This window comes from Pseudomonas sp. NPDC089407, assembly GCF_044900445.1.
Taxonomy (GTDB): domain Bacteria; phylum Pseudomonadota; class Gammaproteobacteria; order Pseudomonadales; family Pseudomonadaceae; genus Aquipseudomonas.
Genome location: NZ_JBJDNB010000005.1, coordinates 25,026 through 47,397, shown reverse-complemented (window position 1 = coordinate 47,397; position 22,372 = coordinate 25,026). Strand labels below are relative to the sequence as shown.

The 22,372-nt window shown below is 63.4% G+C and carries 20 protein-coding genes; 12 read left to right on the top strand and 8 right to left on the bottom strand.

Annotated features, from left to right (window positions below):
- Positions 1-135: 135 nt before the first annotated feature.
- The 3 genes from ACI2KG_RS05780 to ACI2KG_RS05770 form a co-directional block, all read right to left on the bottom strand.
- Positions 136-927: an OmpA family protein gene (locus ACI2KG_RS05780; protein WP_400615634.1), complete on the bottom strand. Its 792-nt coding sequence runs from the start codon at positions 925-927 to the stop codon at positions 136-138.
- A gap of 50 nt (positions 928-977) precedes the next feature.
- Positions 978-1,391: a DUF4398 domain-containing protein gene (locus tag ACI2KG_RS05775; protein ID WP_400615636.1), complete on the bottom strand. Its 414-nt coding sequence runs from the start codon at positions 1,389-1,391 to the stop codon at positions 978-980.
- Positions 1,392-1,663: 272 nt separating this feature from the next.
- The gene (locus ACI2KG_RS05770; protein ID WP_404661177.1) at positions 1,664-2,008 is read right to left on the bottom strand and encodes a pilin assembly protein; all 345 of its coding nucleotides are present in this window, start codon (positions 2,006-2,008) and stop codon (positions 1,664-1,666) included.
- Between the two features lie 257 nt (positions 2,009-2,265).
- On the opposite strand from ACI2KG_RS05770, the gene ppc reads away from it, so the two are divergent.
- From ppc to ACI2KG_RS05735, 7 genes are all read left to right on the top strand, one after another.
- Positions 2,266-4,893 carry a phosphoenolpyruvate carboxylase gene (gene ppc / locus ACI2KG_RS05765; protein ID WP_404661176.1) on the top strand — a complete coding sequence of 876 codons (2,628 nt, stop codon included), beginning with the start codon at positions 2,266-2,268 and terminating at the stop codon, positions 4,891-4,893.
- 257 nt (positions 4,894-5,150) lie between these two features.
- On the top strand, positions 5,151-5,801 hold the full coding sequence (gene adk, locus ACI2KG_RS05760; protein ID WP_404661175.1) for an adenylate kinase: 651 nt from the start codon (positions 5,151-5,153) through the stop codon (positions 5,799-5,801).
- 300 nt (positions 5,802-6,101) lie between these two features.
- Entirely contained in the window at positions 6,102-6,776 is a 675-nt protein-coding gene (tsaB, locus tag ACI2KG_RS05755; RefSeq protein ID WP_404661174.1) for a tRNA (adenosine(37)-N6)-threonylcarbamoyltransferase complex dimerization subunit type 1 TsaB, read from the top strand.
- A 131-nt stretch (positions 6,777-6,907) separates the two neighbouring features.
- The gene (locus tag ACI2KG_RS05750) at positions 6,908-7,198 is read left to right on the top strand and encodes a hypothetical protein (RefSeq protein WP_404661173.1); all 291 of its coding nucleotides are present in this window, start codon (positions 6,908-6,910) and stop codon (positions 7,196-7,198) included.
- 3 nt (positions 7,199-7,201) lie between these two features.
- Positions 7,202-8,071, top strand: a complete 870-nt coding sequence (locus tag ACI2KG_RS05745) for a DUF72 domain-containing protein (RefSeq protein WP_400615648.1) — start codon at positions 7,202-7,204, stop codon at positions 8,069-8,071.
- 28 nt (positions 8,072-8,099) lie between these two features.
- On the top strand, positions 8,100-8,930 hold the full coding sequence (locus ACI2KG_RS05740; protein ID WP_400615651.1) for an oxaloacetate decarboxylase: 831 nt from the start codon (positions 8,100-8,102) through the stop codon (positions 8,928-8,930).
- Entirely contained in the window at positions 8,930-9,619 is a 690-nt protein-coding gene (locus tag ACI2KG_RS05735) for an extensin family protein (RefSeq protein WP_404661172.1), read from the top strand. Before ACI2KG_RS05740 ends, ACI2KG_RS05735 begins: the two co-directional genes overlap by 1 nt.
- Before the next feature lie 2 nt (positions 9,620-9,621).
- On the opposite strand, the gene ACI2KG_RS05730 is transcribed toward ACI2KG_RS05735, so the two are convergent.
- Entirely contained in the window at positions 9,622-10,242 is a 621-nt protein-coding gene (locus tag ACI2KG_RS05730) for an energy transducer TonB (RefSeq protein ID WP_404661171.1), read from the bottom strand.
- A 103-nt stretch (positions 10,243-10,345) separates the two neighbouring features.
- On the opposite strand from ACI2KG_RS05730, the gene ACI2KG_RS05725 reads away from it, so the two are divergent.
- Together ACI2KG_RS05725 and ACI2KG_RS05720 are read left to right on the top strand one after the other, a co-directional pair.
- Complete coding sequence (locus tag ACI2KG_RS05725; protein ID WP_404661278.1) at positions 10,346-11,122, top strand: class I SAM-dependent methyltransferase; 777 nt, start codon at positions 10,346-10,348, stop codon at positions 11,120-11,122.
- 201 nt (positions 11,123-11,323) lie between these two features.
- Positions 11,324-12,274 (top strand): RHS repeat-associated core domain-containing protein, encoded by a 951-nt coding sequence (locus ACI2KG_RS05720; RefSeq protein WP_404661170.1) that lies wholly within the window; start codon positions 11,324-11,326, stop codon positions 12,272-12,274.
- A gap of 142 nt (positions 12,275-12,416) precedes the next feature.
- Here the strand turns inward: ACI2KG_RS05720 and ACI2KG_RS05715 are convergent, their stop codons facing one another.
- Positions 12,417-13,058 carry a TetR/AcrR family transcriptional regulator gene (locus ACI2KG_RS05715; protein WP_404661169.1) on the bottom strand — a complete coding sequence of 214 codons (642 nt, stop codon included), beginning with the start codon at positions 13,056-13,058 and terminating at the stop codon, positions 12,417-12,419.
- A gap of 549 nt (positions 13,059-13,607) precedes the next feature.
- On the opposite strand from ACI2KG_RS05715, the gene ACI2KG_RS05710 reads away from it, so the two are divergent.
- Both ACI2KG_RS05710 and ACI2KG_RS05705 read left to right on the top strand, forming a co-directional pair.
- Positions 13,608-14,708, top strand: coding sequence for an efflux RND transporter periplasmic adaptor subunit (locus ACI2KG_RS05710; RefSeq protein ID WP_404661168.1), 1,101 nt, complete (start codon positions 13,608-13,610; stop codon positions 14,706-14,708).
- A gap of 6 nt (positions 14,709-14,714) precedes the next feature.
- Entirely contained in the window at positions 14,715-17,780 is a 3,066-nt protein-coding gene (locus ACI2KG_RS05705) for an efflux RND transporter permease subunit (protein ID WP_404661167.1), read from the top strand.
- 138 nt (positions 17,781-17,918) lie between these two features.
- Here ACI2KG_RS05705 and ACI2KG_RS05700 read toward each other — a convergent pair whose 3' ends face one another.
- On the bottom strand, positions 17,919-18,605 hold the full coding sequence (locus tag ACI2KG_RS05700; RefSeq protein ID WP_201203115.1) for a DUF4197 domain-containing protein: 687 nt from the start codon (positions 18,603-18,605) through the stop codon (positions 17,919-17,921).
- Positions 18,606-18,948: 343 nt separating this feature from the next.
- Positions 18,949-21,468 carry a glycerol-3-phosphate 1-O-acyltransferase PlsB gene (gene plsB, locus ACI2KG_RS05695; protein WP_404661166.1) on the bottom strand — a complete coding sequence of 840 codons (2,520 nt, stop codon included), beginning with the start codon at positions 21,466-21,468 and terminating at the stop codon, positions 18,949-18,951.
- A gap of 233 nt (positions 21,469-21,701) precedes the next feature.
- Here plsB and ACI2KG_RS05690 point away from each other — a divergent pair, with 233 nt between their 5' ends.
- Entirely contained in the window at positions 21,702-21,911 is a 210-nt protein-coding gene (locus ACI2KG_RS05690) for a cold-shock protein (protein WP_003252255.1), read from the top strand.
- A 76-nt stretch (positions 21,912-21,987) separates the two neighbouring features.
- Here the strand turns inward: ACI2KG_RS05690 and ACI2KG_RS05685 are convergent, their stop codons facing one another.
- The gene (locus tag ACI2KG_RS05685) at positions 21,988-22,365 is read right to left on the bottom strand and encodes a hypothetical protein (RefSeq protein WP_201203110.1); all 378 of its coding nucleotides are present in this window, start codon (positions 22,363-22,365) and stop codon (positions 21,988-21,990) included.
- Positions 22,366-22,372 lie beyond the last annotated feature (7 nt).

Here is a 22,372-nt window from a genome sequence, read left to right as displayed (position 1 = left end):
GTGGCGCCTGGGAAATCGAGCGCCGCCCGCGCGGCGCTCGGTCACCCAGCCACCACACCTCTAAAGACATGAGACCAAACGCCCAAATAAAAACCCCGCCATGAAGGCGGGGTTTTCCAGTTCAGCCAAACGGTCTTACTGGCTGACCTGGCTCACCGAGCGTGGCGCCACCGGCTGGTTGTCGTTGGAAATGGTCACTTCCACCCGACGGTTCTGCGCACGGCCCGAGTTGCTGCCGTTGTCCGCTACCGGGTACTCCTTGCCATAACCCTGCGATACAACGCGTGCCGGGTCTACGCCAGCGCGTACCAGCGCCATGCGCACGCTGTTGGCGCGGCGCTCGGAAAGGCTCTGGTTGTAATTGGCCGAGCCGACGCTGTCGGTGTAGCCCTCGACGATCACCTTGCGCTCAGGGTTTTCCTGGAGGAACTGCGCCAGCTTGGTGATGTTCGGGTAGGCGTTGCTCTTGAGTTCGGCCTTGTTGAAGTCGAACAGCACGTCACCGAAGGTTACCAGCGTACCGCGGTCGGTCTGCTTGGCGTTAAGGCTGTCCTGCAGCTTGGCGATTTGGGCGTCGCGGGCGTCCAGCTTGGCCTGGGCGCGCTGGGCCGAGGCGTTTTTCAGCTCACCTTCGGCGGTGCGCAGGGCGATAGTCTGCTTGGCCACCTCGACGCGCTGGTTGGTCAGGTAGGCCAGCTGGTCGACCTTCTTCTGGTCTTCACGGTCCATGTACGCCTTGTCGGCCTTGTTCAGCCAATCTTGGGCGTCCTTGGTTTCCAGCGCCGCCACCTTGCTCGATTGCGGGTCGCTTTGCAGCGCCGAGAAGTTGGTACGGGCCGATTCGAGGTTGGCGTTCGGGTCGTGCGAGCAGGCAGCAAGACCGACGCTCAGGGCCAGCAGGGCGGGAATCATGACGTAATTGCGCATAGTGTTCATCCTTTGATCGTGTGCGAAGGCTAAGGTTGGCGGGGCAGGGCTCACTGAGCGCTGCGCAGGCCTTCCTCACGTACGTCCTGAACACCCTGGCGGGCATCCTGCACGGCCTTCTGGGCCTTGGCCGCCTGGGCCTTGCGTTCGGCGAGGCGCGCGTCCCACTCGGCCTGTTCGGCCAGGCGCTTGGCGTCGTCGTACTTCTTGTCGTGCATGGCGATTTCGGCCTGCTTGAACTTGTCCTGCGCCGCTTTCATTTCCACGGCGGCAAACTCGGTGCCGCCAGCGCTGACAGCCGAGTTCACGGCGGATTGGGTAACTGCATACTGCTCGGTGGGCGGGTTGCCCGCACAGCCGGCCAGGACCAGGCTACTGCCCAGGGCCAGCGCGGCCAGCTTGAACCCGCGCACATGAGTGAATGACAGTTTGCTAGTGCGGGTTTTCATGGTGGTCAGCTCCATTGGATCACTCCTGATAACGATGTCCGTAGCAGTCCATCGCTCATTCCCTGACAAGTCCGCGCGCTGAAATCAACGGTGCACAACGGCAGGTGTGCAGGGTTTTAGCGTGATGGCTATTGGCTGTGACTGGGGCGTTTTTCGGATAGTTCAGAAAAAAGTGGCGATTGCGGGCAACTATTTCTGACTGATCGGTCAGTGTGTTTTTCTGGAACTTTCTCTGGCTGAAACGGTATTCCGGGCCGTGGCATGGCCCGGAACAATGATGCAGGCTGTTAATTGTTGCTGTCGTCGGTGGGGTTGCTCAAGGTGTGCAAGTGCTGCCGGGAGAGGGACAAAAAGCGCGGCGTAGGGCCGATGTCTTCGTACAGCGGGTCGCCCTCTTCGTCGGTGGCGATGACCTGGCGGCCCTGCACGTATGGGAAGCTGGCTTCCACTTCTTCAAGCGCGGCCGCCACCAATTCGCCGAGCAGTTCCTCTGCTGTGCGTTTGGGGTACATGTCGATCAACGCGGCCAGGCGCGCCTCGGACTCCAGGTCCAGGTGCAGGACATGGCCCGTGCGGCTGAGGGGGCCGGCGGCATTCTGTTCCCAGTGCTGGGCGAGTTCACGGATTTTCATGATGACCTCAGTAAGCGCCTCGTAGGGCATGCATAGCTTCGGAGTGCTGTGCTTTCATTTTAGTTTGCTTTGGCTGATCACGGCTTGCCATCGTTGCCCGGCTGTGGGCACTCTTGGGGGCATATCTCGGCCCATTGTGGGAGCGGGCATGCCCGCGAAGAATACGACGCGGTGAATGGCACCGGCTGCGCCGGTGTTCGCGGGCAAGCCCACAGGGGTCGCGTGAAGCCGGCAAGGGATGTTACGGAGAGGGGCCAATGACCGATATCGATGTGCGTTTGCGTGAAGATGTCCATGTGTTGGGTGAGCTGCTAGGCGAAACCATCCGCCAGCAGCATGGCGATGCGTTCCTGCAGAAGATTGAAGCCATCCGCCACAGTGCCAAGGCCGACCGCCGTGGCCCTGGAGAGCAACTGAGCTCGACCCTGGCGGACCTCGCCGAAGAAGACCTGCTGCCGGTGGCCAGGGCCTTCAACCAGTTTCTCAACCTGGCCAACATGGCCGAGCAGTACCAGTTGATTCGCCGTCGCGATGCCGACCAGCCTGAGCCGTTCGAGGCGCGGGTGCTGCCCGAGCTGCTTGCGCGCCTCAAACAGGCCGGCCACAGCAACTATGCCCTGGCTCGGCAACTGGCCAAGCTCGACATCCAGCTGGTACTCACCGCACACCCCACCGAAGTGGCCCGGCGCACGCTGATCCAGAAATACGACGCCATTGCCGGCCAGTTGGCCGCACAGGACCACCGCGACCTGACCCCGACCGAACGCCAGCAGGTACGCGAACGCCTGCGCCGGTTGATCGCCGAGGCCTGGCACACCGAGGAAATCCGCCGCACCCGGCCAACCCCGGTCGACGAAGCCAAGTGGGGCTTTGCGGTAATCGAGCATTCGCTGTGGCACGCCATCCCCAGCCACCTGCGCAAGGTCGACAAAGCCCTGCTCGAGGCCACCGGCCTGCGCCTGCCGCTGGAGGCCGCGCCGATTCGCTTTGCCTCGTGGATGGGCGGTGACCGGGACGGCAACCCCAACGTGACCGCCGTGGTCACCCGGGAGGTCTTGTTGCTGGCGCGCTGGATGGCCGCCGACCTGTTCCTGCGTGACATCGACGCGCTGGCCGCCGAATTGTCCATGCAGCAGGCCAGTGACGCCTTGCGCGAGCGGGCCGGCGACAGCGCCGAACCCTACCGCGCCGTGCTCAAGCAATTGCGCGACCGCCTGCGCGCGACGCGTGCCTGGGCGCATTCGGCCCTGACCAGCAGCCAGCCGGCCAGCGCCGAGGTACTGGTAGACAACCGCGACCTGATTGCGCCGCTGGAGCTGTGCTACCACTCGTTGCACGAATGCGGCATGGGCGTGATTGCCGAAGGCCCGCTGCTCGACTGCCTGCGTCGCGCCGTCACCTTCGGCTTGTTCCTCGGCCGCCTGGACGTGCGCCAGGACGCGGCCCGTCATCGTGATGCGCTCACCGAAATCACCGACTACCTGGGCCTGGGGCGTTATGCCGACTGGGACGAAGAGCAGCGCATTGAATTCCTCCAGGCCGAGCTGAAAAACCGCCGGCCGCTGCTGCCTGCGCATTTCAAACCGCAGGCGGATACCGCCGAAGTGCTGGCCACCTGCCGGGAAGTGGCGGCAGCACCGGCAGCCTCGCTGGGTTCCTATGTCATTTCCATGGCCGGTGCCGCCTCGGACGTGCTGGCGGTGCAGTTGCTGCTCAAAGAAGCCGGCCTGACCCGGCCGATGCGCGTAGTGCCGCTGTTCGAAACCCTGGCCGACCTTGACAATGCTGGCCCGGTGATGCAGCGCCTGCTGGGTCTGCCGGGCTACCGCGCTGGCCTGCGCGGCCCGCAGGAGGTAATGATCGGCTACTCCGACTCGGCCAAGGACGCCGGTACCACGGCTGCTGCCTGGGCGCAGTACCGGGCCCAGGAAAACCTGGTGCGCATCTGCGCCGAGCACCAGGTCGAACTGCTGCTGTTCCACGGCCGTGGCGGCACGGTCGGGCGCGGTGGTGGCCCGGCCCATGCGGCGATCCTGTCGCAACCACCCGGCTCAGTGGCGGGGCGTTTCCGCACTACCGAGCAGGGCGAGATGATCCGCTTCAAGTTCGGCTTGCCGGGCATTGCCGAGCAAAACCTCAACCTGTACCTGGCTGCCGTACTCGAAGCCACGCTGCTGCCACCCCCGCCACCGCAGCCAGCCTGGCGCGAGGTAATGGACCAACTGGCCGCCGATGGCGTCAAGGCTTACCGCAGCGTCGTGCGGGAAAACCCCGACTTTGTCGAGTACTTCCGCCAGTCGACGCCGGAACAGGAACTGGGGCGCCTGCCGCTCGGTAGCCGCCCGGCCAAGCGCCGCGCCGGTGGGATCGAAAGCCTGCGGGCCATCCCGTGGATTTTCGGCTGGACCCAGACCCGGCTGATGTTGCCGGCCTGGCTGGGCTGGGAGACCGCGCTGAGCAATGCCCTGGCGCGCGGCCAAGGTGAACTGCTGGCGCAGATGCGCGAGCAATGGCCATTCTTTCGCACCCGCATCGACATGCTGGAAATGGTGTTGGCCAAGGCCGATGCGCAAATCGCCGAGGCCTACGACGAACGTCTGGTGCAACCCCATCTGCTTGCTTTGGGTGTGCATCTGCGCGACCTATTGTCGCAGTCGTGCCAGGTGGTGCTGGGCCTGACCGGGCAACCGGTGCTACTGGCCCACAGCCCCGAGACGCTGGAATTCATCAGCTTGCGCAACACCTACCTGGACCCGCTGCACCGCCTGCAGGCCGAGTTGCTGGCCCGCTCGCGCAGCCGCGAAGCCGCTCTGGACAGCCCGTTGGAGCAGGCCTTGCTGGTGACCGTGGCGGGTATCGCCGCAGGCTTGCGTAACACCGGCTGAAGGCATGCCAGGGCCATGCCAGGTGTGTGCCGTGCAGGCCCGGTGCAAGGACGGGGAGGGAGGTTGCGCCGGGCGCAACCGCCTGCTTGGTCAGCCGCAAGTGGCGCATTCCTGCAACTTTGGGACGCTTGTCTGGCTGCCGGGCGCTGTGTATCTTGAGCAGCCTTCTGACCGATTTATGGTCATACCCGATTTTCCGGACTTGGCCCAGGTTGCCGAATCCATTGAATTTCATAAAAAAATTTGAGGAGCACGAGATGCGCGTAATTCTGCTGGGAGCTCCCGGGGCCGGTAAAGGTACTCAGGCAAAGTTCATCACCGAAAAGTTCGGTATCCCCCAGATCTCCACCGGTGACATGCTGCGTGCCGCCGTCAAGGCCGGCACCCCGCTGGGCCTGGAACTGAAGAAAGTCATGGATGCCGGCCAGCTGGTTTCCGACGAGCTGATCATCAGCCTGGTCAAGGAGCGCATCGCCCAGCCTGATTGCGCCAATGGCTGCCTGTTCGACGGTTTCCCTCGCACCATTCCGCAAGCCGAAGCCATGGTCGCTGCCGGTGTCGACATCGACGCCGTGGTCGAAATTGCCGTGGACGATGAAGAAATCGTCGGCCGCATGGCTGGCCGCCGCGTGCACCTGGCCTCGGGCCGTACCTACCACATTCAGTACAACCCGCCGAAAGTTGAAGGCAAGGACGACGTTACTGGCGAAGACCTGATCCAGCGCGACGACGACAAGGAAGAAACCGTTCGCCATCGCCTGTCGGTCTACCACAGCCAGACCAAGCCGCTGGTGGACTTCTACCAGAAGCTGTCGGCTGCCAATGCCGGCAAGCCGAAGTACAGCCACATCGAAGGCGTGGGTTCGGTTGCAGACATCACTGCCAAGGTCCTGGCAGCCCTGAGCTGATCCACACCTGACGCACCTCGACAACGGCCCGCTTGCGGGCCGTTGTTGTTTTGGGGCTTTGGCCTGACGCGGTCCCTGTAGGAGCGGCCTTGTGTCGCGATGGGGCGCGCAGCGGCCCCAAAATTTCAGCTTCGCCGCAAAAATTGCCGGGGCCGCTTTGCGGCCCATCGCGACACAAGGCCGCTCCTACAGGGACCGCGTCAGGCTGAGGGCAATGCCCACACAGCGGCCCCCTCGGGACACATCGCCGCCGCTGCTCTATACTGCCGCTCTTTTCATTCGCACCTGGATACCTGTTCGATGACCACCCTGCTGGCCCTGGATACCGCCACCGAAGCCTGTTCCGTCGCGCTGTTGCATGACGGCAAGGTAACCAGCCATTACGAGGTGATCCCGCGCATGCATGCCCAGAAGCTGCTGCCGATGATCAAGCAGCTGCTGGCCGACGCTGGCGTGGCGCTGAATGCGCTGGACGCCATTGCCTTTGGCCGTGGCCCGGGCGCGTTCACCGGTGTGCGTATCGCCATCGGCGTGGTCCAGGGCCTGGCCTTCGCTCTCGAGCGCCCGGTGCTGCCGGTCTCCAACCTGGCCGCGCTGGCCCAGGGCGCGATGCGCGAACACGGTGCACAGCAGGTGGCGGCAGCCATCGATGCACGCATGGATGAAGTGTACTGGGGCTGCTACCAGGCCACGGCCGGCGAAATGCGCCTGGTCGGCCGCGAGGCCGTATTGCCGCCCGAGCAGGTTGCCCTGCCTGAAGGTAGCCATGGCGAGTGGTTCGGCGCCGGTACCGGCTGGGGCTATGCCGAGCGCCTGGCGGTACAGGCCGCGGCAAGCAATGCCTGCGCCTTGCCAAATGCGCTGGACGTACTCAGCCTGGCCAGCTTCGCCTGGGCACGTGGCGAGGCAATCGACGCCGAACAGGCGCAACCGGTCTACCTGCGCGATAATGTCGCTACGCCCAAGAAGCACTGAGTGCTGTTCGTCGGTTTGCGTTGGCGATACTAAAACCTTCTGTGCGATCTGTGGTCCAGTTATCACTTAAGCATTAGCGACGGAACCCTGATGCTGCTAAATTGCCATCATTGGTCCTGAGTGCTCATGCCATGCGTATCGACGGTTTCTCATCGCAGTCCTACCCGATCAAGCGCGCCCCGCGCAAGGCAGCGGTGCGTGACGAGGCCATTGATGATGCTGAGCTGATCGAAGAAACCGAAGCGGCTGCGCAGGAAACCACCGCCCGCCGTCGCAGCGGTGGCCTGCCAGCCCGCCAGCAGGACATGGTGTTCCCCCGCGCCCGAGACCGGCGCACCGCCAACGCACTGGCCAGCTACCTGAGCACTGCCGGTTTTACCGACTGGGACATGGAAGTACTGGGGCTCGACCTGTACATTTGATGGATGAGTCCATCACCACTGCCTTACTTTCTCGGTTGCCCGTCATGGAGTGAAAACGCCTGGCGCGACTACTTGTACCCCGCCGACGCCAGCACCGGCCAGATGCTGGGCTTCTACAGCCAGGTGTTCAATGCGGTCGAGGGCAACACCACGTTCTATGCGCGGCCCGCGCCCGGCACCATCGCCCGCTGGGCGCAGGTGATGCCCGAGCACTTTCGTTTCACCGCCAAGTTCCCCCGCGACATCAGCCACGAAGGCGACCTGCGCGATCAACTTGAGCCGGCCTTTGACTTTACCCGGCTGATGGCCCCGCTGGGCCAGCGCGTAGCGCCTTACTGGCTGCAGTTGCCGGCCCAATTCGGCCCCGCACGCCTGGGCGAGCTTTGCCATTTTCTTGATGAGATAGCCGTGCCGGTGGCCGTGGAAGTGCGCAACCCGGCGTTTTTCGCCAAGGGTGAAGAGGAACGGTTGCTCAACCGCCTGCTGCACGAGCGTGGCGTCGAGCGCATTTGCCTCGACCCGCGCGCGCTGTTCAGTTGCACCTCGCGCGAGCCTGCCGTGCTGCATGCGCAGTCGAAGAAGCCCAAGGTACCGCCGCGCCCTGCAGCCTTCAGCCAGCACCCGCAGGTGCGCTTCATCGGTCATCCGCAACTGGATGCCAACGAGGCGTTTCTCACCCCTTGGGTGGATAAGGTGGCCGGCTGGATCGAGGAAGGTCGCAGCCCCTACATCTTCCTGCATACCTCGGACAACCGACTGGCAGCGGCCCTGGCCAAGCGTTTCCACCAGCGCCTGATGCAGCGCTTGCCAGGCCTTGCAGCGCTGCCGGAATTGCCGCGCGCCCCTGAGGTCGAACAACTGGGTCTACTCTGACCTTTCCCCGACTGCTGGAGGTTCAACCATGGATGTGCAAACCCTGCGAGCCGAAGCCTTCAAGGCCCTGCACGAGCGCGATGGCGCGTTCGTCATCCCCAACCCATGGGATGCCGGGTCAGCGAAGCTGCTGGCCAGCCTGGGCTTCGAAGCGCTGGCCACTACCAGTGCCGGCCTGGCCTTCAGCCTGGGGCGCCCGGATGCCGAAGGTGCCTTGAGCCTCGACGATACCCTGGACAATGCCGGCGAAATCGTCGACGCCACCGCCTTGCCGGTTGCCGCCGACTTGGAGAACGGCTTTGGTGACTTGCCCGAGGACTGCGCACAAACCATTCTGCGCGCCGCCGAGGTTGGCCTGGTAGGCGGTTCCATCGAAGATGCCAGTGGCCGGAGTGACGCGCCCATCTATGACTTCGGCCTGGCCGTGGAGCGCGTGCGTGCTGCAGTGCAGGCCGCCCGTAGCCTGCCATTCCCCTTTACCCTGTGCGCCCGCGCAGAAAACCTGCTGCATGGGCGTATGGACCTGGATGACACCATCCTGCGCCTGCAAGCTTATGCCGAGGCAGGCGCCGACGTGCTCTACGCCCCTGGGCTGCGTACCGTCGAGGAAGTGCGCGCGGTGGTACAGGCCGTCGCCCCGCGGCCGGTGAACGTGCTGATGGGCATGGCCGGCGTGCCACTGAGCGTCAACCAGTTGCAAGACCTGGGCGTACGCCGCATCAGCGTTGGCTCATCGCTGGCCCGTGCGGCGCTCGGAGCCTTCCGCCGGGCCGCCCTGGAAATCCGTGATGAGGGCACGTTCGGCTACGGCGAGCAGGCGCTGCCGTTCGCCCAGCTCAACGACCTGTTCCGCCGCTGATGCGGGGCGTGCTGGCGCTGCTGGCTGGCCTGCTGCTACTGGCTGGCCTGGCCTGGCACTTCGGCTGGCGCCTGCCCGCGGTGTGGAACCCGTGGGCGCCGTTGGACGTGCGCCAACCGCCCAACCTGCTGACAACTTACAAGCTTGCGCGGCTGCGCGATGACCCGGCGCTGTGCCGCCAAGCACTGGAAACCAGCCAGCTACGCTACCGGGCGCAGGCCGACAGCGCGGCCTCGGCCAATTGCCCGCTGCAAAATGTATGGCGTATCGAAGGTGGCCAGGCGCGCCTCAGCAGCAGCTTCCTGGCCAGTTGCCCGCTGGCGGTGGCCTATGCGCTGTTCGAAAAGCATGGCTTGCAGCCGCTGGCACAGCGGGTGCTGGGCCAGCCGGTAACACAGGTCGACCACCTGGGTAGCTTTGCCTGCCGCAACGTCTACCACCGCAAGCAAGGCCGACTGAGCCAGCACGCCACGGCCAATGCCCTGGACATCAGCGGTTTTCGCCTGCAGGACGGCCAGCGCATCGTATTGGCGCGTGACTGGCAGGCGGGCGGGCAGAAGGCGGAGTTTTTGCGTGAGGTGCAGCAGGCGGCGTGCGAAAGCTTCAGCACGGTATTGGGGCCGGATTACAACGCTGCGCACCACAACCACGTTCACCTGGACATGGGGCGCTGGCAGGTCTGTCGCTAGCCTCAGGCGTAAGCGCGGACGTTGTTCAGCACCACCGGGCGTGCCCAGTGGATGTCGAATTCAAGGTCGTTCTGCTGTTTGGCCAGGGTGGCATCGTCGAACGGTTCCGGGGCTGGGTCCAGCAGGTTGCTTTCAAGCTCGGCGATCGGCAGGAACAACGAACGTGGGGTCGGGCCTGGGCCAGGCTCGGCGATCAGCTGGCCCTGGCTCATCACCACCGGGCGCAGCCAGCTGTTGTTGATGTCCAGCTGGCGTTGCTGCTCGATCAGTTCCATGGCGCTGAACGGCTCAGGGGCCGGTGGCAGCAGCTTGGCTTCCAGCTCGGCCTTGGGCAGGAACAGCGGTTCGGGCGGTGCGACTACGGTGTCCTGCACCGGGCAGGCGCGCTGGGCGTCGATCATGGCCAGCGCGCGGGCGCCGCCGATGGGTTCGCCGCTGTCGTGGTCATACTGTACGAACGACTGGCTGACGCTGTCTGCCGGCTCTTCCTGCTGCTCGGCCATGGCCCGGGCAAAAAAATCCTGCCACAGGTGGCTGACGCCCCCGAGTGCCTGGGTGTTGTGCTGACTGTAGTTGCCGACTGGCGACAAATAGGTCAAGCCGATGGGAAGAGTATCTGACATGGCAGTCGCGCGCGTTGTGCTCTGGCAGAATAGCGGGATATTGCCTGTATCGGCCGTGATGGCCGTTACATGAGGGGCTGGGTTCAATTTCTAGGTGTGAATGATGGAAGAGCAGGGCACAGGTATCCGGGTCGAGGCGCTGTCGGCTGAATTCGAGGCGCAGGCCGCCGCGTGGGCCGAGCGCCTGGCGCTGCCATTGCAGGACGAGGACGCCGGTTTTGCCGTGCAGGTGGGCGTTGATGGCTTGCAGATCCAGCAATTGGGCCCGCAGGCACCGGGGCCGGTGCGGGTGGACTTCGTCGAAGGGCAGGCTGCGCACCGGCGCCAGTTCGGCGGTGGCAATGGGCAGATGATCGCCAAGGCGGTGGGCATCGCCCAAGGCGTGCGGCCGCAGGTGCTGGATGCCACGGCAGGGCTAGGCAAAGACGCGTTCGTGCTGGCCAGCCTGGGCTGCCAGATGACCCTGATCGAGCGCCAGCCGCTGATTGCCGCGTTGCTGGAGGATGGCCTGGCGCGCGCCCGGCTGGATGAAGAGGTGGGGCCGATTGTCGGGCGCATGCGCCTACTGACCGGTAATGCCATCGAACGCATGCGCAGTTGGGAAGGCGAGGCGCCGCAGGTCATCTACCTTGACCCGATGTTCCCGCACCGCGACAAGAGCGCGCTGGTGAAAAAGGAAATGCGCGTGTTCCGGCCCTTGGTCGGGGATGACCTGGACGCCCCGGCGCTACTTGAAGCTGCCCTGGCACTGGCAAGCCACCGGGTGGTGGTGAAGCGCCCGCGCAAGGCGCCGATCATCGACGGGCCGAAGCCGAGCCATAGCCTGGAAGGCAAGTCGAGCCGGTATGACATCTACCCGAAGAAGGCCCTGAAGGCCTGACCGGCTAGTACGGTCATTGTAGGAGCGGCTTTAGCCGCGAACACCGGCAACGCCGGTGCCATCCACCGCGTCGCCTGCTTCGCGGGTAAACCCGCTCCTACAATGACCGCGCTCGGCTGAGCTGTCATTTCTGCCAGTAGCAAATTTTTGGCTGGGGGAGCGAACATATCGAACATTCAATCCTCATCAAGGTTAATGTTCATGCTGCCTCTTCCCGATACCCATCAAAATAGGCGCCAGCTTTTTTACTGTAACGGCAAGATCTCTACTGAGATGAGTGGCGAAGCCCGCTGGCGTTTCCTTCAGGGCAATGGCCTGATACTGGCTCAGAATAACCACAAGATTCCGGGCCTACCTAGCACGCTGGTGGCGTGCGACCAGCAGCGCTCGGTATTGTCTATGCATGAGGGGATAGCTGCTGAGTCGCAGGCTTATTCTCCCTATGGGCATCACATCCAAGGGAACGTTTTACTGTCCTTGCTTGCCTTCAATGGCGAGCGTCGGGATGCAGTTACGGGGAATTATCACCTGGGGAATGGCTACAGGCAGTTTAGTCCGGTCATGATGCGGTTTTGCTCCCCGGACAGCTGGAGCCCGTTTGGGGCGGGTGGTCTGAATGCATATGGATATTGTGGGGGAGATCCCGCAAACCGTATTGACCCGACGGGGCACTTCTGGGGGATTGGAAAATTCTTTAGAAGACTGTTTGGCATGAAGCCGAAGACGTCAAAGAAGGTGAATATCAAGAACTCTGTTGCTAGTGAAAATATAACACAAGAAAAACAGTATGTTGTTGGCAAGTTGGTGGCTGCATCGCCTGGTCGCTCTAGTGTGTCGTCTGTGCTGGGTTTTAATGATGAGTTTGTCGCCGGGCAGTTTGAAATTTTAGATCGGATTCAATATAAATCATCAAATTCGAATGTAGTGTCTAAAGCTATAAAATCCTCAGTCTCTTGGCCGGATGTGGCGCAAGGGAATAACTCTGTACGCTCCTTGGATAGGAGTGAGTCGCGTAAGACGGCCTCTCTTGAAGTTCTTGTTAGAGAGTTGGATATTCTTAATGAGCAGACGAGAGGGGGAGGGTCGACTGCGGATATGCGACTGGCAGACAGATTGCGGAACAGAATAGAACAGGTAACTTTTGGGCAGTAGATTAAGTCGCCTTTGTGGGGGCGTATTAGGGTATGCAAACTTGAATTTCGATCTACTGTGTTAGCTACTTTCGTGGGGCAAGAAAGTAGCGCTCCTTACAGTTGACTAAAAAATTCGAGTAGTTCCAGAATTGTCGCAATCCTCAATACTGGAACGCCCGCAAGAACACCCCCACCACCTCGCGCACATGCGCCTCGGCCTCTTCACCTTCCAGCGGCCCCGCACAGCCCAGCAACAAGCGATAATCCGGCGCACCCTTGACCAAACAGAAAAAGTGCTCCGCCGCCCGCAGCGGGTTATCGACACGCAGTAACCCGCGCTCATCCGCGCCACGCAGCAGCGCTTCCATCCCGGCCAGCACACGCTTGGGCCCGGCTTCGTAGAAATACTCGCCAAAGCTCGGGTCCTGGCTGCCCTGAGCCATGATCAGGCGGCTGAGCTTGACCGCTTCGTCGCTGCTGATCAGTGCCTGGAAGCCGCGGGCGATGGACAGCAGCACCTCTTCCACCGGCGCCCCTGCGGGGTACTCGAACAGCAGGTCGGGCAGCTGTAACTGACAAGTGGCCATGACCGCCGAGCAGAACAGGGTCTGCTTGTCGGTGAAGTGGCTGTACACGGTGAGCTTTGAAACACCTGCCGCCGCAGCGACCGCATCCATGCTGGTGTTGGCGTAGCCAAGGCTTAAGAACAGCGACTTGGCCGCTTCAAGAATCGCCTCGCGCTTGGCCAGGTCCTTGGGCCGGCCCGGGCCGATGGGTGCGTCGTTGGACATTGTGGTCTGCATCTGGTTGAAGAATCGCTCATTTTAACGGGTCAGGGGCCATCCGGCTAAAGCCAGGTTGAATATCTGGAAAAGGGTATCGAGCTTGCGTCAGTGGCGGTCGAGTTGGCAGTTGTTTGGCGGGAGGGTTGCAGCGCCTGTGAGATCGAGCGCCGCCCGCGCGGCGCTTCGCGGCACAAGGCCGCTCCCACATCTGTTTCGGGCCAGTCTCTCCTGTGAGGTCAACTCTGTCCGCCTTGTTTGTTCCATTCGATATTGAGGGTGCCGCTGCTGCTTATCGTTTTACAGCCATGCACCCAGGGTGCGCGCACCTCTGGCACAGGAATGACTGGCCCGAAACAAATGTGGGAGCGGCCTTGTGCCGCGAAGCGCCGCGCGGGCGGCGCTCGACCTCACAGGCGCTGCAAACTTAAAGCCCTACACCCGGGGCACCACACCCCTCAGCCATCTCCCCGCAAAAACCACCCGTCACACCCTTCCCGGCACCGCTCGCCTGACTTAATATACCCGCCAGTACAAATATTCGAAGTGCCCTCCGGGAAAGGATTCATCATGTTGCGCCATGCCTTGTCCATCGCCTTGCCTGCCGCCGCTGCCCTGCTTCTGGCGGCATGCGGCCAGGAAGCCGCCCCGCCTGCCGCGCCACGCCCGGCGCTGGTGGTGCAGCCGCAGCCAGCCGCCGCCGCTGCCGACAGTTACCCCGGTGAAGTGCGCGCGCGCTTCGAGCCGGAACTGGCCTTCCGCATTGGCGGCAAGGTCAGCAAGCGCCTGGTCGAAGAGGGGCAGCGGGTCAAGGCCGACCAGGCGCTGGCCGAGCTGGACCCACAGGACGTGCGCCTGCAACTGGAAGCCAACCGCGCCCAGATGGCAGCTGCCGAGGCCAACCTGTCGCTGGTGCGCGCCGAGCGCGACCGCTACCAGAAGCTGCTGGACCGGCAGATGGTCAGCCACTCCCAGTACGACAATGCCGAAAACCTGTACCGTGCAGGCCTTGCCCGCCTGAAGCAGGCCAAGGCCGAATTCGACGTGGCCGGCAACCAGGCCGACTATGCCGTGCTGCGCGCACCGCAGGCCGGGGTGATTGCCAAGCGCCAGGTCGAAGTGGGCCAGGTGGTCGCCGCCGGCCAGACCGTGTTCACCCTGGCCGCCGATGGCGAGCGGGAAGTGGCCATCAGCTTGCCGGAGCAGCAGTTCGCCCGCTTCGCCGTAGGCCAGGCAGTGAGTGTGGAGCTGTGGTCGCACCCGCAGGAGCGCTTCCAGGGGCGCATCCGCGAGCTGTCGCCGGCCGCCGACCCGCGTTCGCGTACCTTTGCCGCGCGCATCGCCTTTACCACGGCGGCCACGCCGGCTGAGCTGGGCCAGAGCGCCCGCGTATTCATCGCCCATGATGGGCTGATCCCGCTGGCCGTGCCGCTTTCGGCGATTACTGCGGAGAACGGCCAGGCCTATGTCTGGCGGGTGAACAAGGACAGCCGCCTGGAGCGGGCCGTGGTGCGCCTGGGGGCCTATGGCAGCGAAAGCGTGCCGGTGCTCGAGGGCCTTGCCCCGGGTGACTGGGTAGTTGCCGCTGGCGGCCATGTGCTGCGTGAGGGGCAGCAGGTACGCCCCGTGGACCGTAGCAACCGCGTCGTGAACCTGACGGCCAAGGAGTAAGTCCCGATGGGTTTCAACCTTTCTGCCTGGGCGCTGCGCAACCGCCAGATCGTCCTGTTCCTGATGATTTTGCTGGCAGCCATCGGCGCCATGTCCTACACCAAGCTCGGCCAGAGCGAAGACCCGCCATTCACCTTCAAGGCCATGGTCATTCGTACGCTGTGGCCGGGTGCGACTGCCGAGGAAGTGTCGCGCCAGGTGACCGAGCGCATCGAGAAGAAGCTGATGGAAACCGGCGAGTACGAGAAGATCGTCTCGTTCTCCCGCCCCGGCGAATCGCAAGTCACCTTCATGGCCCGCGACTCGTTGCATTCAAAGGATATCCCCGAGCTGTGGTACCAGATCCGCAAGAAGGTCGCGGACATCCGCCACACCTTGCCGCCGGAGATCCAGGGGCCGTTCTTCAACGACGAGTTCGGTACCACCTTCGGCAATATCTATGCGCTGACCGGCGAAGGTTTCGACTATGCCGTGCTCAAGGATTACGCCGACCGTATCCAGATCCAGCTGCAGCGGGTCAAGGACGTGGGCAAGGTCGAGCTGATCGGCCTGCAGGACGAAAAGGTCTGGATCGAGCTGTCCAACCTCAAGCTGGCCACCCTCGGCGTACCGCTGGAAGCGGTGCAGCAGGCCCTGCAGGAGCAGAACGCAGTCAGCACTGCCGGCTTCTTTGAAACCCCCAGCGAGCGCCTGCAACTGCGCGTGAGCGGGCGCTTCGACAGCGTCGAGCAGATTCGCCAGTTCCCCATTCGCGTGGGTGACCGCACCTTCCGTATCGGTGATGTCGCCGAAGTGCACCGGGGCTTCAACGACCCACCCGCACCGCGCATGCGCTTCATGGGCGAAGATGCCATTGGCCTGGCGGTGTCGATGAAGGATGGCGGCGATATCCTGGTGCTGGGCAAGGCCCTGGAAGGCGAGTTCGACCGGCTGGCGCACAACCTGCCGGCCGGCATGGAGCTGCGCAAGGTCTCGGACCAGCCGGCGGCGGTCAAGGCCGGTGTGGGCGAGTTTGTCCAAGTGCTGGTCGAGGCGCTGGTCATCGTGTTGCTGGTGAGCTTCTTTTCCCTGGGGCTGCGCACTGGCCTGGTGGTGGCGCTGGCCATCCCGCTGGTGCTGGCCATGACCTTTGCTGCCATGCACTACTTTGGCATCGGCCTGCACAAGATCTCCCTGGGTGCACTGGTACTGGCCCTGGGCTTGCTGGTGGACGACGCGATCATTGCGGTGGAGATGATGGCGATCAAGATGGAACAGGGCTACGACCGCCTAAAGGCGGCCAGTTATGCCTGGACCAGCACGGCCTTCCCGATGCTCACCGGCACCCTGATCACCGCAGCAGGTTTTCTGCCGATTGCCACTGCAGCCTCCAGTACCGGCGAATACACCCGCTCGATTTTCCAGGTGGTGACCATCGCCTTGCTGACCTCGTGGGTAGCGGCCGTAGTGTTCGTGCCCTACCTTGGCGAGCGCCTGTTACCAGACCTTGCCAAGCTGCATGCCGCCCGCCATGGCAAGGATGGCCATGCACCCGACCCGTACGCCACGCCGTTCTACCAGCGCGTGCGACGGGTGGTGGAGTGGTGCGTGCGGCGGCGCAAGACGGTGATCCTGCTGACCATTGCCGCGTTTGTCGGCAGCATTCTGTTGTTCCGCTTCGTGCCTCAGCAGTTCTTCCCCGCCTCCGGTCGCCCGGAGCTGATGGTCGACCTGAAGCTGGCCGAAGGCGCCTCGCTGGCCAATACCGCTGAGCGGGTCAAGCAGCTGGAAGCGCTGCTCAAGCAGCAGGATGGCATCGACAACTACGTGGCCTACGTGGGCACCGGTTCGCCGCGTTTCTACCTGCCGCTGGACCAGCAACTGCCGGCGGCCAGTTTTGCCCAGTTCGTGGTGCTGGCCAAGTCGATGGAAGACCGCGAGCGCCTGCGTAGCTGGCTGATCGACACTGTCGACCAGCAGTTCCCCGACCTGCGCGCCCGTGTTACCCGCCTGGAAAACGGCCCACCCGTGGGTTACCCGGTGCAGTTCCGGGTCACCGGCGAGCACATCGAAAAGGCCCGCGCCTTGGCCCGCGAAGTGGCCGACAAGGTGCGCGAGAACCCGCATGTGGTGAACGTGCACCTGGACTGGGAGGAGCCGAGCAAGGCGGTGTTCCTTGAGATCGACCAGGACCGTGCGCGGGCGCTGGGCGTGAGTACCGCACACTTGTCGAGCTTCCTGCAAAGCTCGCTGATCGGCACCACCGTCAGCCAGTACCGCGAGGACAACGAGCTGATCGAGATCCTGCTGCGCGGTACCCAGCAGGAGCGCAGCGAGCTGGGCAACCTCGGCAGCCTGGCGTTGCCGACCGACAACGGCCAGAGCGTGGCGCTGTCGCAGGTGGCGACCCTGGAGTACGGCTTTGAGGAAGGCATCATCTGGCACCGCAACCGCTTGCCGACGGTGACCGTGCGCGCCGATATCTACGACAAGGAGCAGCCGGCGACGCTGGTGAAGCAAATCGAGCCGACCTTGCAAGAGATCCGCGCCAAGCTGCCGGATGGCTACCTGCTGGAGGTGGGCGGCACGGTGGAGGACTCCGAGCGCGGGCAAAAGTCGGTGAATGCCGGCATGCCGCTGTTCATCGTGGTGGTGCTGAGCTTGCTGATGATTCAGCTGCGCAGCTTCTCGCGCACGGTAATGGTGTTCCTCACCGCACCGCTGGGGCTGATTGGCGTGACCCTGTTCCTGCTGGTGTTCCGCCAGCCGTTCGGCTTTGTCGCGATGCTGGGCACCATTGCCCTGGCGGGGATGATCATGCGCAACTCGGTGATTCTGGTGGACCAGATCGAGCAGGACATCGCTGCGGGGATGGAGCGTTGGCAGGCGATCATCGAGGCCACTGTGCGGCGCTTCCGGCCGATCGTGCTGACCGCACTGGCGGCGGTGCTGGCCATGATCCCGTTGTCGCGCAGCGTGTTCTACGGGCCGATGGCGGTGGCGATCATGGGTGGGTTGATCGTGGCTACGGCGCTGACCTTGTTGTTCCTGCCGGCGCTGTATGCGGCGTGGTTCAGGGTGAAGAAGGGCTGACACCGCAGGGGAGGGCTTCGCCCTCCTATCGCGACACAAGGCCGCTCCTACAGGCGATCGCACCTCCATGAGGGATTGCGTTCCGGTGTAGGAGCGGCCTTGTGTCGCGAAAGGGCTGCGCAGCAGCCCCCAGGGCCATCACAGGGCGCCAAAGACCTTCTTGGCCAGGCTGGTAGCCGCAGCCGCCGGGTTCTGGCGAATGCTCTGTTCCTGCTTGCCGATCATCTCGAACAGGCCATCCAGCGCCTTCTCGGTTACGTAGTTTTCGATATTGGCGTCATCCTTGACCAGCCCCAGGCCTTTGGCCTGGGCGGCGAAGGCATTGTACTGCTGGGCCACGCCAACCTTGTCGGTGGCCTGCTTGACGATTGGCAGGAACTTGGCGCGGATCTGCTCGCGGCTGCTCTTGTTCAGGTACTGGGTAGCCGACTCGTCACCGCCGCTGAGGATGCCCTTGGCATCGGTCACGCTCATGTTCTTCACGGCATCCACCAGAATCGCCTGGGCCTGCGGCACGGCAGCCTCGGCCGCCTTGTTCATGCTGGTTTCCAGGGCTTCGACCTGTTCACCCTTGCCGAACATTTTCATTGCCTTGGCGGCCTTGCCCAGGTTGCCCGGCAGTTCGATGCGCACGTCCGGGTTGTTGCTGAAACCGCCCGGGGTACTCAGTTGCTTGACGGCCAACTGCGCACCTTGGGTCAGGGCATCCTTCAGGCCGCCGGTGGCGTCTTTCTGGCTAAGGTCGCCCAGCGACAGGGCCAGGGCGCTGGCCGACAGCAGCAGGCCGGCGCACAGGGTGGTGAAGCGCAGGGAAGTGCGGATCATGAAGCTTTCCTTGTGGAGAGGTAGTGTTGCGGATTTTCCCGGCTGGTGAGGGGTTGTCAATCGTTGGCTGCAGGTCTTCGCCGTTGGTCTTGCAGCGCCTGGGAGATCGAGCGCCGCCCGCGCGGCGCATCGCGGGGCAAGCCCGCTCCCACATTTGTTGCAACGTGGCCATGCCTGTGGGAGAGGTGTTGTAAGGCTTGAGACATGTGGGGCGGCATTGGTGCCAACCCAGAAATCCAGTCAGCCCGCCAGGCTGGCAACCATGGCCTGACAGGTTTGGCACGTTGCAACAAATGTGGGAGCGGGCTTGTCCCGCGATGCGCCGCGCGGGCGGCGCTCGATCTCACAGGCGATGAAAATGCTGTGGCGGACACCCATCAGAGGCAGAGGTCTCCAGGCCGTCCTCACGGTGCAACGCCACCTGACGGATCGACAGGCGCAGTTCTGCCGACAGCACACGCTTGGCTACCCCCTCGGCCAGCTCGCCAAGCTTGTCGTGGTAACCCAGCTTGCCGTGCGCGTCGGCATGCAGCACGCCTTGCTCGAGCAAGGTCTGGATAAAGTGGCGGAACAACGTCTTGTCGAAGAACTCCGGTGCATTCAGGCCATGCAGGATGGAAAGGCGCTGGGCCATCATCACGCACAGGTCTTCCAGCTCTTCGGCGCTCAGGCTGTTCTGCCCGCTGTTGAGCAGCAGCGAGGTGGCCATGTAGAAACGCTGCAGGGTCTGGGTGATGGTGCGGGCGAGCAGGGTCAGCAACACGAACTGCCGCGAACTGGGCGCCGGGCGCACGTATACATCGTTGTCCTGGCGCAACAGGCCCTGTTCGACTAGCGCGGCCAGCCATTGGTCAATGACCTCGTCCAGCTGCTCGGGTGTCCAGCGCAGGAACAGTTCGGCCTGCAGGTACGGGTACAGCGCGTGCACGTACTGGCCCAGCAGTTCACGGCTCATCCGCGAGCTGCTGAGGAAGAAGCTGGCCAGCAGCGCCGGCAGGGCAAAGATGTGCAGCACGTTGTTGCGGTAGTAGGTCATCAGCACCGCGTTGCCTTCATCCAGGTACAGGATGCGGCCCAGGGCGTCCTTCTGCTCGGCGACCAGGTTCATGCTGCGTACATGCGCAATCAGCGCTGCACCGTCGCCGTCGGGCAGGGTGGTGTGCGGCGAGTAAGGCACCTGGCGCAGCAGCGCCAGGTACAGGTCGAGCACGCGGGTCAGGGCGCGTTCGTCCAGGGCCAGGCGGCTGGTGGACAGCAGCGCCAGGGCCACCAGGTTGACCGGGTTTATCGCAGCCGCTTCATTGAGGTGACGGGCCACGGTCTCGCCCAGGCGGGTGGTAGTCGCATTGAGCCAGTCCGGGCGGTACTGCGGGCCGTGGTCCTGTTCGCGCCAGCCGGGCTGCTGCTGGTCGAGGAAACCGGCCAGGCGGATCGGTTCGCCGAAGTTGACATAGACCTGGCCAAAGCGCTGCTTGAGCGCCCCGAACACTTTGAAGATGTCGAATACCGATTCCTTCTTCTTGCTGGCACCGCGCAGCTCACCCAGGTAGGTGCGGCCTTCGAGCACGCGCTCGTAGCCGATGTACACCGGCACGAACACGATTGGCGTGCGCGACGAGCGCAGGAAGCTGCGCAGGGTGATGGCCAGCATCCCGGTGCGCGGTTGCAGCATGCGCCCGGTGCGCGAGCGGCCGCCTTCGACGAAGTACTCGACCGGGAACCCTTTGGTGTACAGGGTGTGCAAGTACTCGTTGAACACAGCGGTGTACAGCGGGTTGCCCTTGAACGTGCGGCGCATGAAGAACGCGCCGCCACGGCGCAACAGGTTGCCCACCACCGGCATGTTGAGATTGATGCCCGCTGCCACGTGCGGCGGGGTGAGGCCATTGCGAAACAGCAGGTATGACAGCAGCAGGTAGTCGATGTGGCTGCGGTGGCACGGCACGTAGATCACTTCGTGGCCGGGCGCGATGCTTTGCACCTGTTCGATGTGCTTGACCTTGATGCCGTCGTAGATCTTGTTCCAGAACCAGCTCAATACCACTTCAAGAAAGCGGATGGCGGTGTAGGTGTAGTCCGAGGCGATCTCGTTGCCGTAGCGTAGGGCCTGGGCTTCGGCCTTGGCCAGCGGCAGGTTTTCGCGCTGCGCCTCGTCGACGATGGCCTGGCGTACCAGCGGGGCGTGGACCAGGCCTTTGACCAGGTTGCGCCGGTGCGAGATGTCCGGGCCGATGACGGCGGTCTTGAGGTTGCGAAAATGCACGCGCATCAGGCGCTGGGCCATGCGTACGGTGCGCTCGTGGCCCTTGTTGTGTTGCACCAGGTCGCGCAGGTGAATCGGCGCGGAGAACTGCACCCGGGTCTTGCGCCCCAGGATCAGCACGGTCAGCAGCCGGCGCAGGCGCCCGGTCACCGCCCAGCTGTCGGCGAACAGCAGTTTCCACGGGCTGGATTCGCTGGCCGGGGTCTGGCCCCAGAACACGCTGACCGGAATGATCTGCGCATCTTCCTCGGCATGCTGGCTGATGGCAGCCACCAGGCGCTCAAGTGTGGGCGGGGCACCGCGCTTGTCCTGGCGGCCGAGCCAGTCCGGGTCGGGGGTCAGGTAGAAGAACGCGGCGGGCTCTTGCAGTGGCCCGACCGCGACCGGCAGCACCGGGCGCGGCAGCCCTGCCTTGGTGCACTCGTGGTCGAGTACGGCCAGGTCGGTGAGCGCCGGTGACGGCAGGGCATAGAACACTGGCCGGCTGCGGTCCAGGTTCAATGACATGGAAGACTGGTTGATGGTCTCGGAGCGCACCCACAGGTACAACAGGCGACGCAGGGCGCCGAAAATCAGGCGGCGCAGGGGGGAACGGGTCATGGGGTGTGTGCCCTGGGTGTGATGTTCAGGTGAGTATCCAGCTATTTAGTCTGCCGTATGTGCGTAAGTTCAGCAAAAATCGGCCAACAGCGGGACCGTCATCAATTTTTTTTGTTCTGTGTCATATACTCGGCCTGCCACTTGCAGGATATTTCGGCAAGCGGCGTTGGTACGGGGCAGGTGTCCCCTTGCCTACAAGGCGATTTTCACAATAAAAATCCGGAGTAGTTCAGATGTCGTCTCGTGAGACTGGGAATGTAAAGTGGTTCAACGATGCCAAGGGTTATGGCTTCATTCAGCGCGAAGGTGGTGCGGATGTGTTCGTCCACTATCGGGCGATTCGCGGTGAGGGGCATCGTACCCTGGTCGAAGGGCAGCGGGTGGAATACGCCTGCGTGCAGGGCCAGAAAGGCCTGCAAGCCGAAGACGTAGTGGGCCTCTGAGCCTTAAGCTATAGGCTTCAAGCTGCAAGTGACCGTGTACTTGCAGCCTGATGCGATCCCGCTTGCAGCTTGCAGCTCAAGAAGTACGCCAGGTGATTTCCTCTTCACCGTCGGCACTGATGCGGACCCAGCGGTCGGCATCTTCTTCCCCGTCTTCTTCCACCCAGCCACCCGGCGCGCAGCGCACTTCCACGCCCAGTGCGGCGAATGCGGCGCGGGCGCAGGCGACGTCATCGGCCCATGGCGTCTGGTCGCTTTCCAGGTACAGGCTGTTCCATTTCCCTACAGCCTTCGGTAACCAAGTGACCGGAATGTTACCGGCTTGGCATTTGAAGGTATGGCCTTTCTGCTGCCATTCGCTGCACGGGCCGACGGCCTGGGCGAGCCACTCGGCAATCTGCTTGTGGTCGACGTCGGCGTCCTTCAGGTAAATCTCGATATCAGGTTGGCGCATAAGGGCT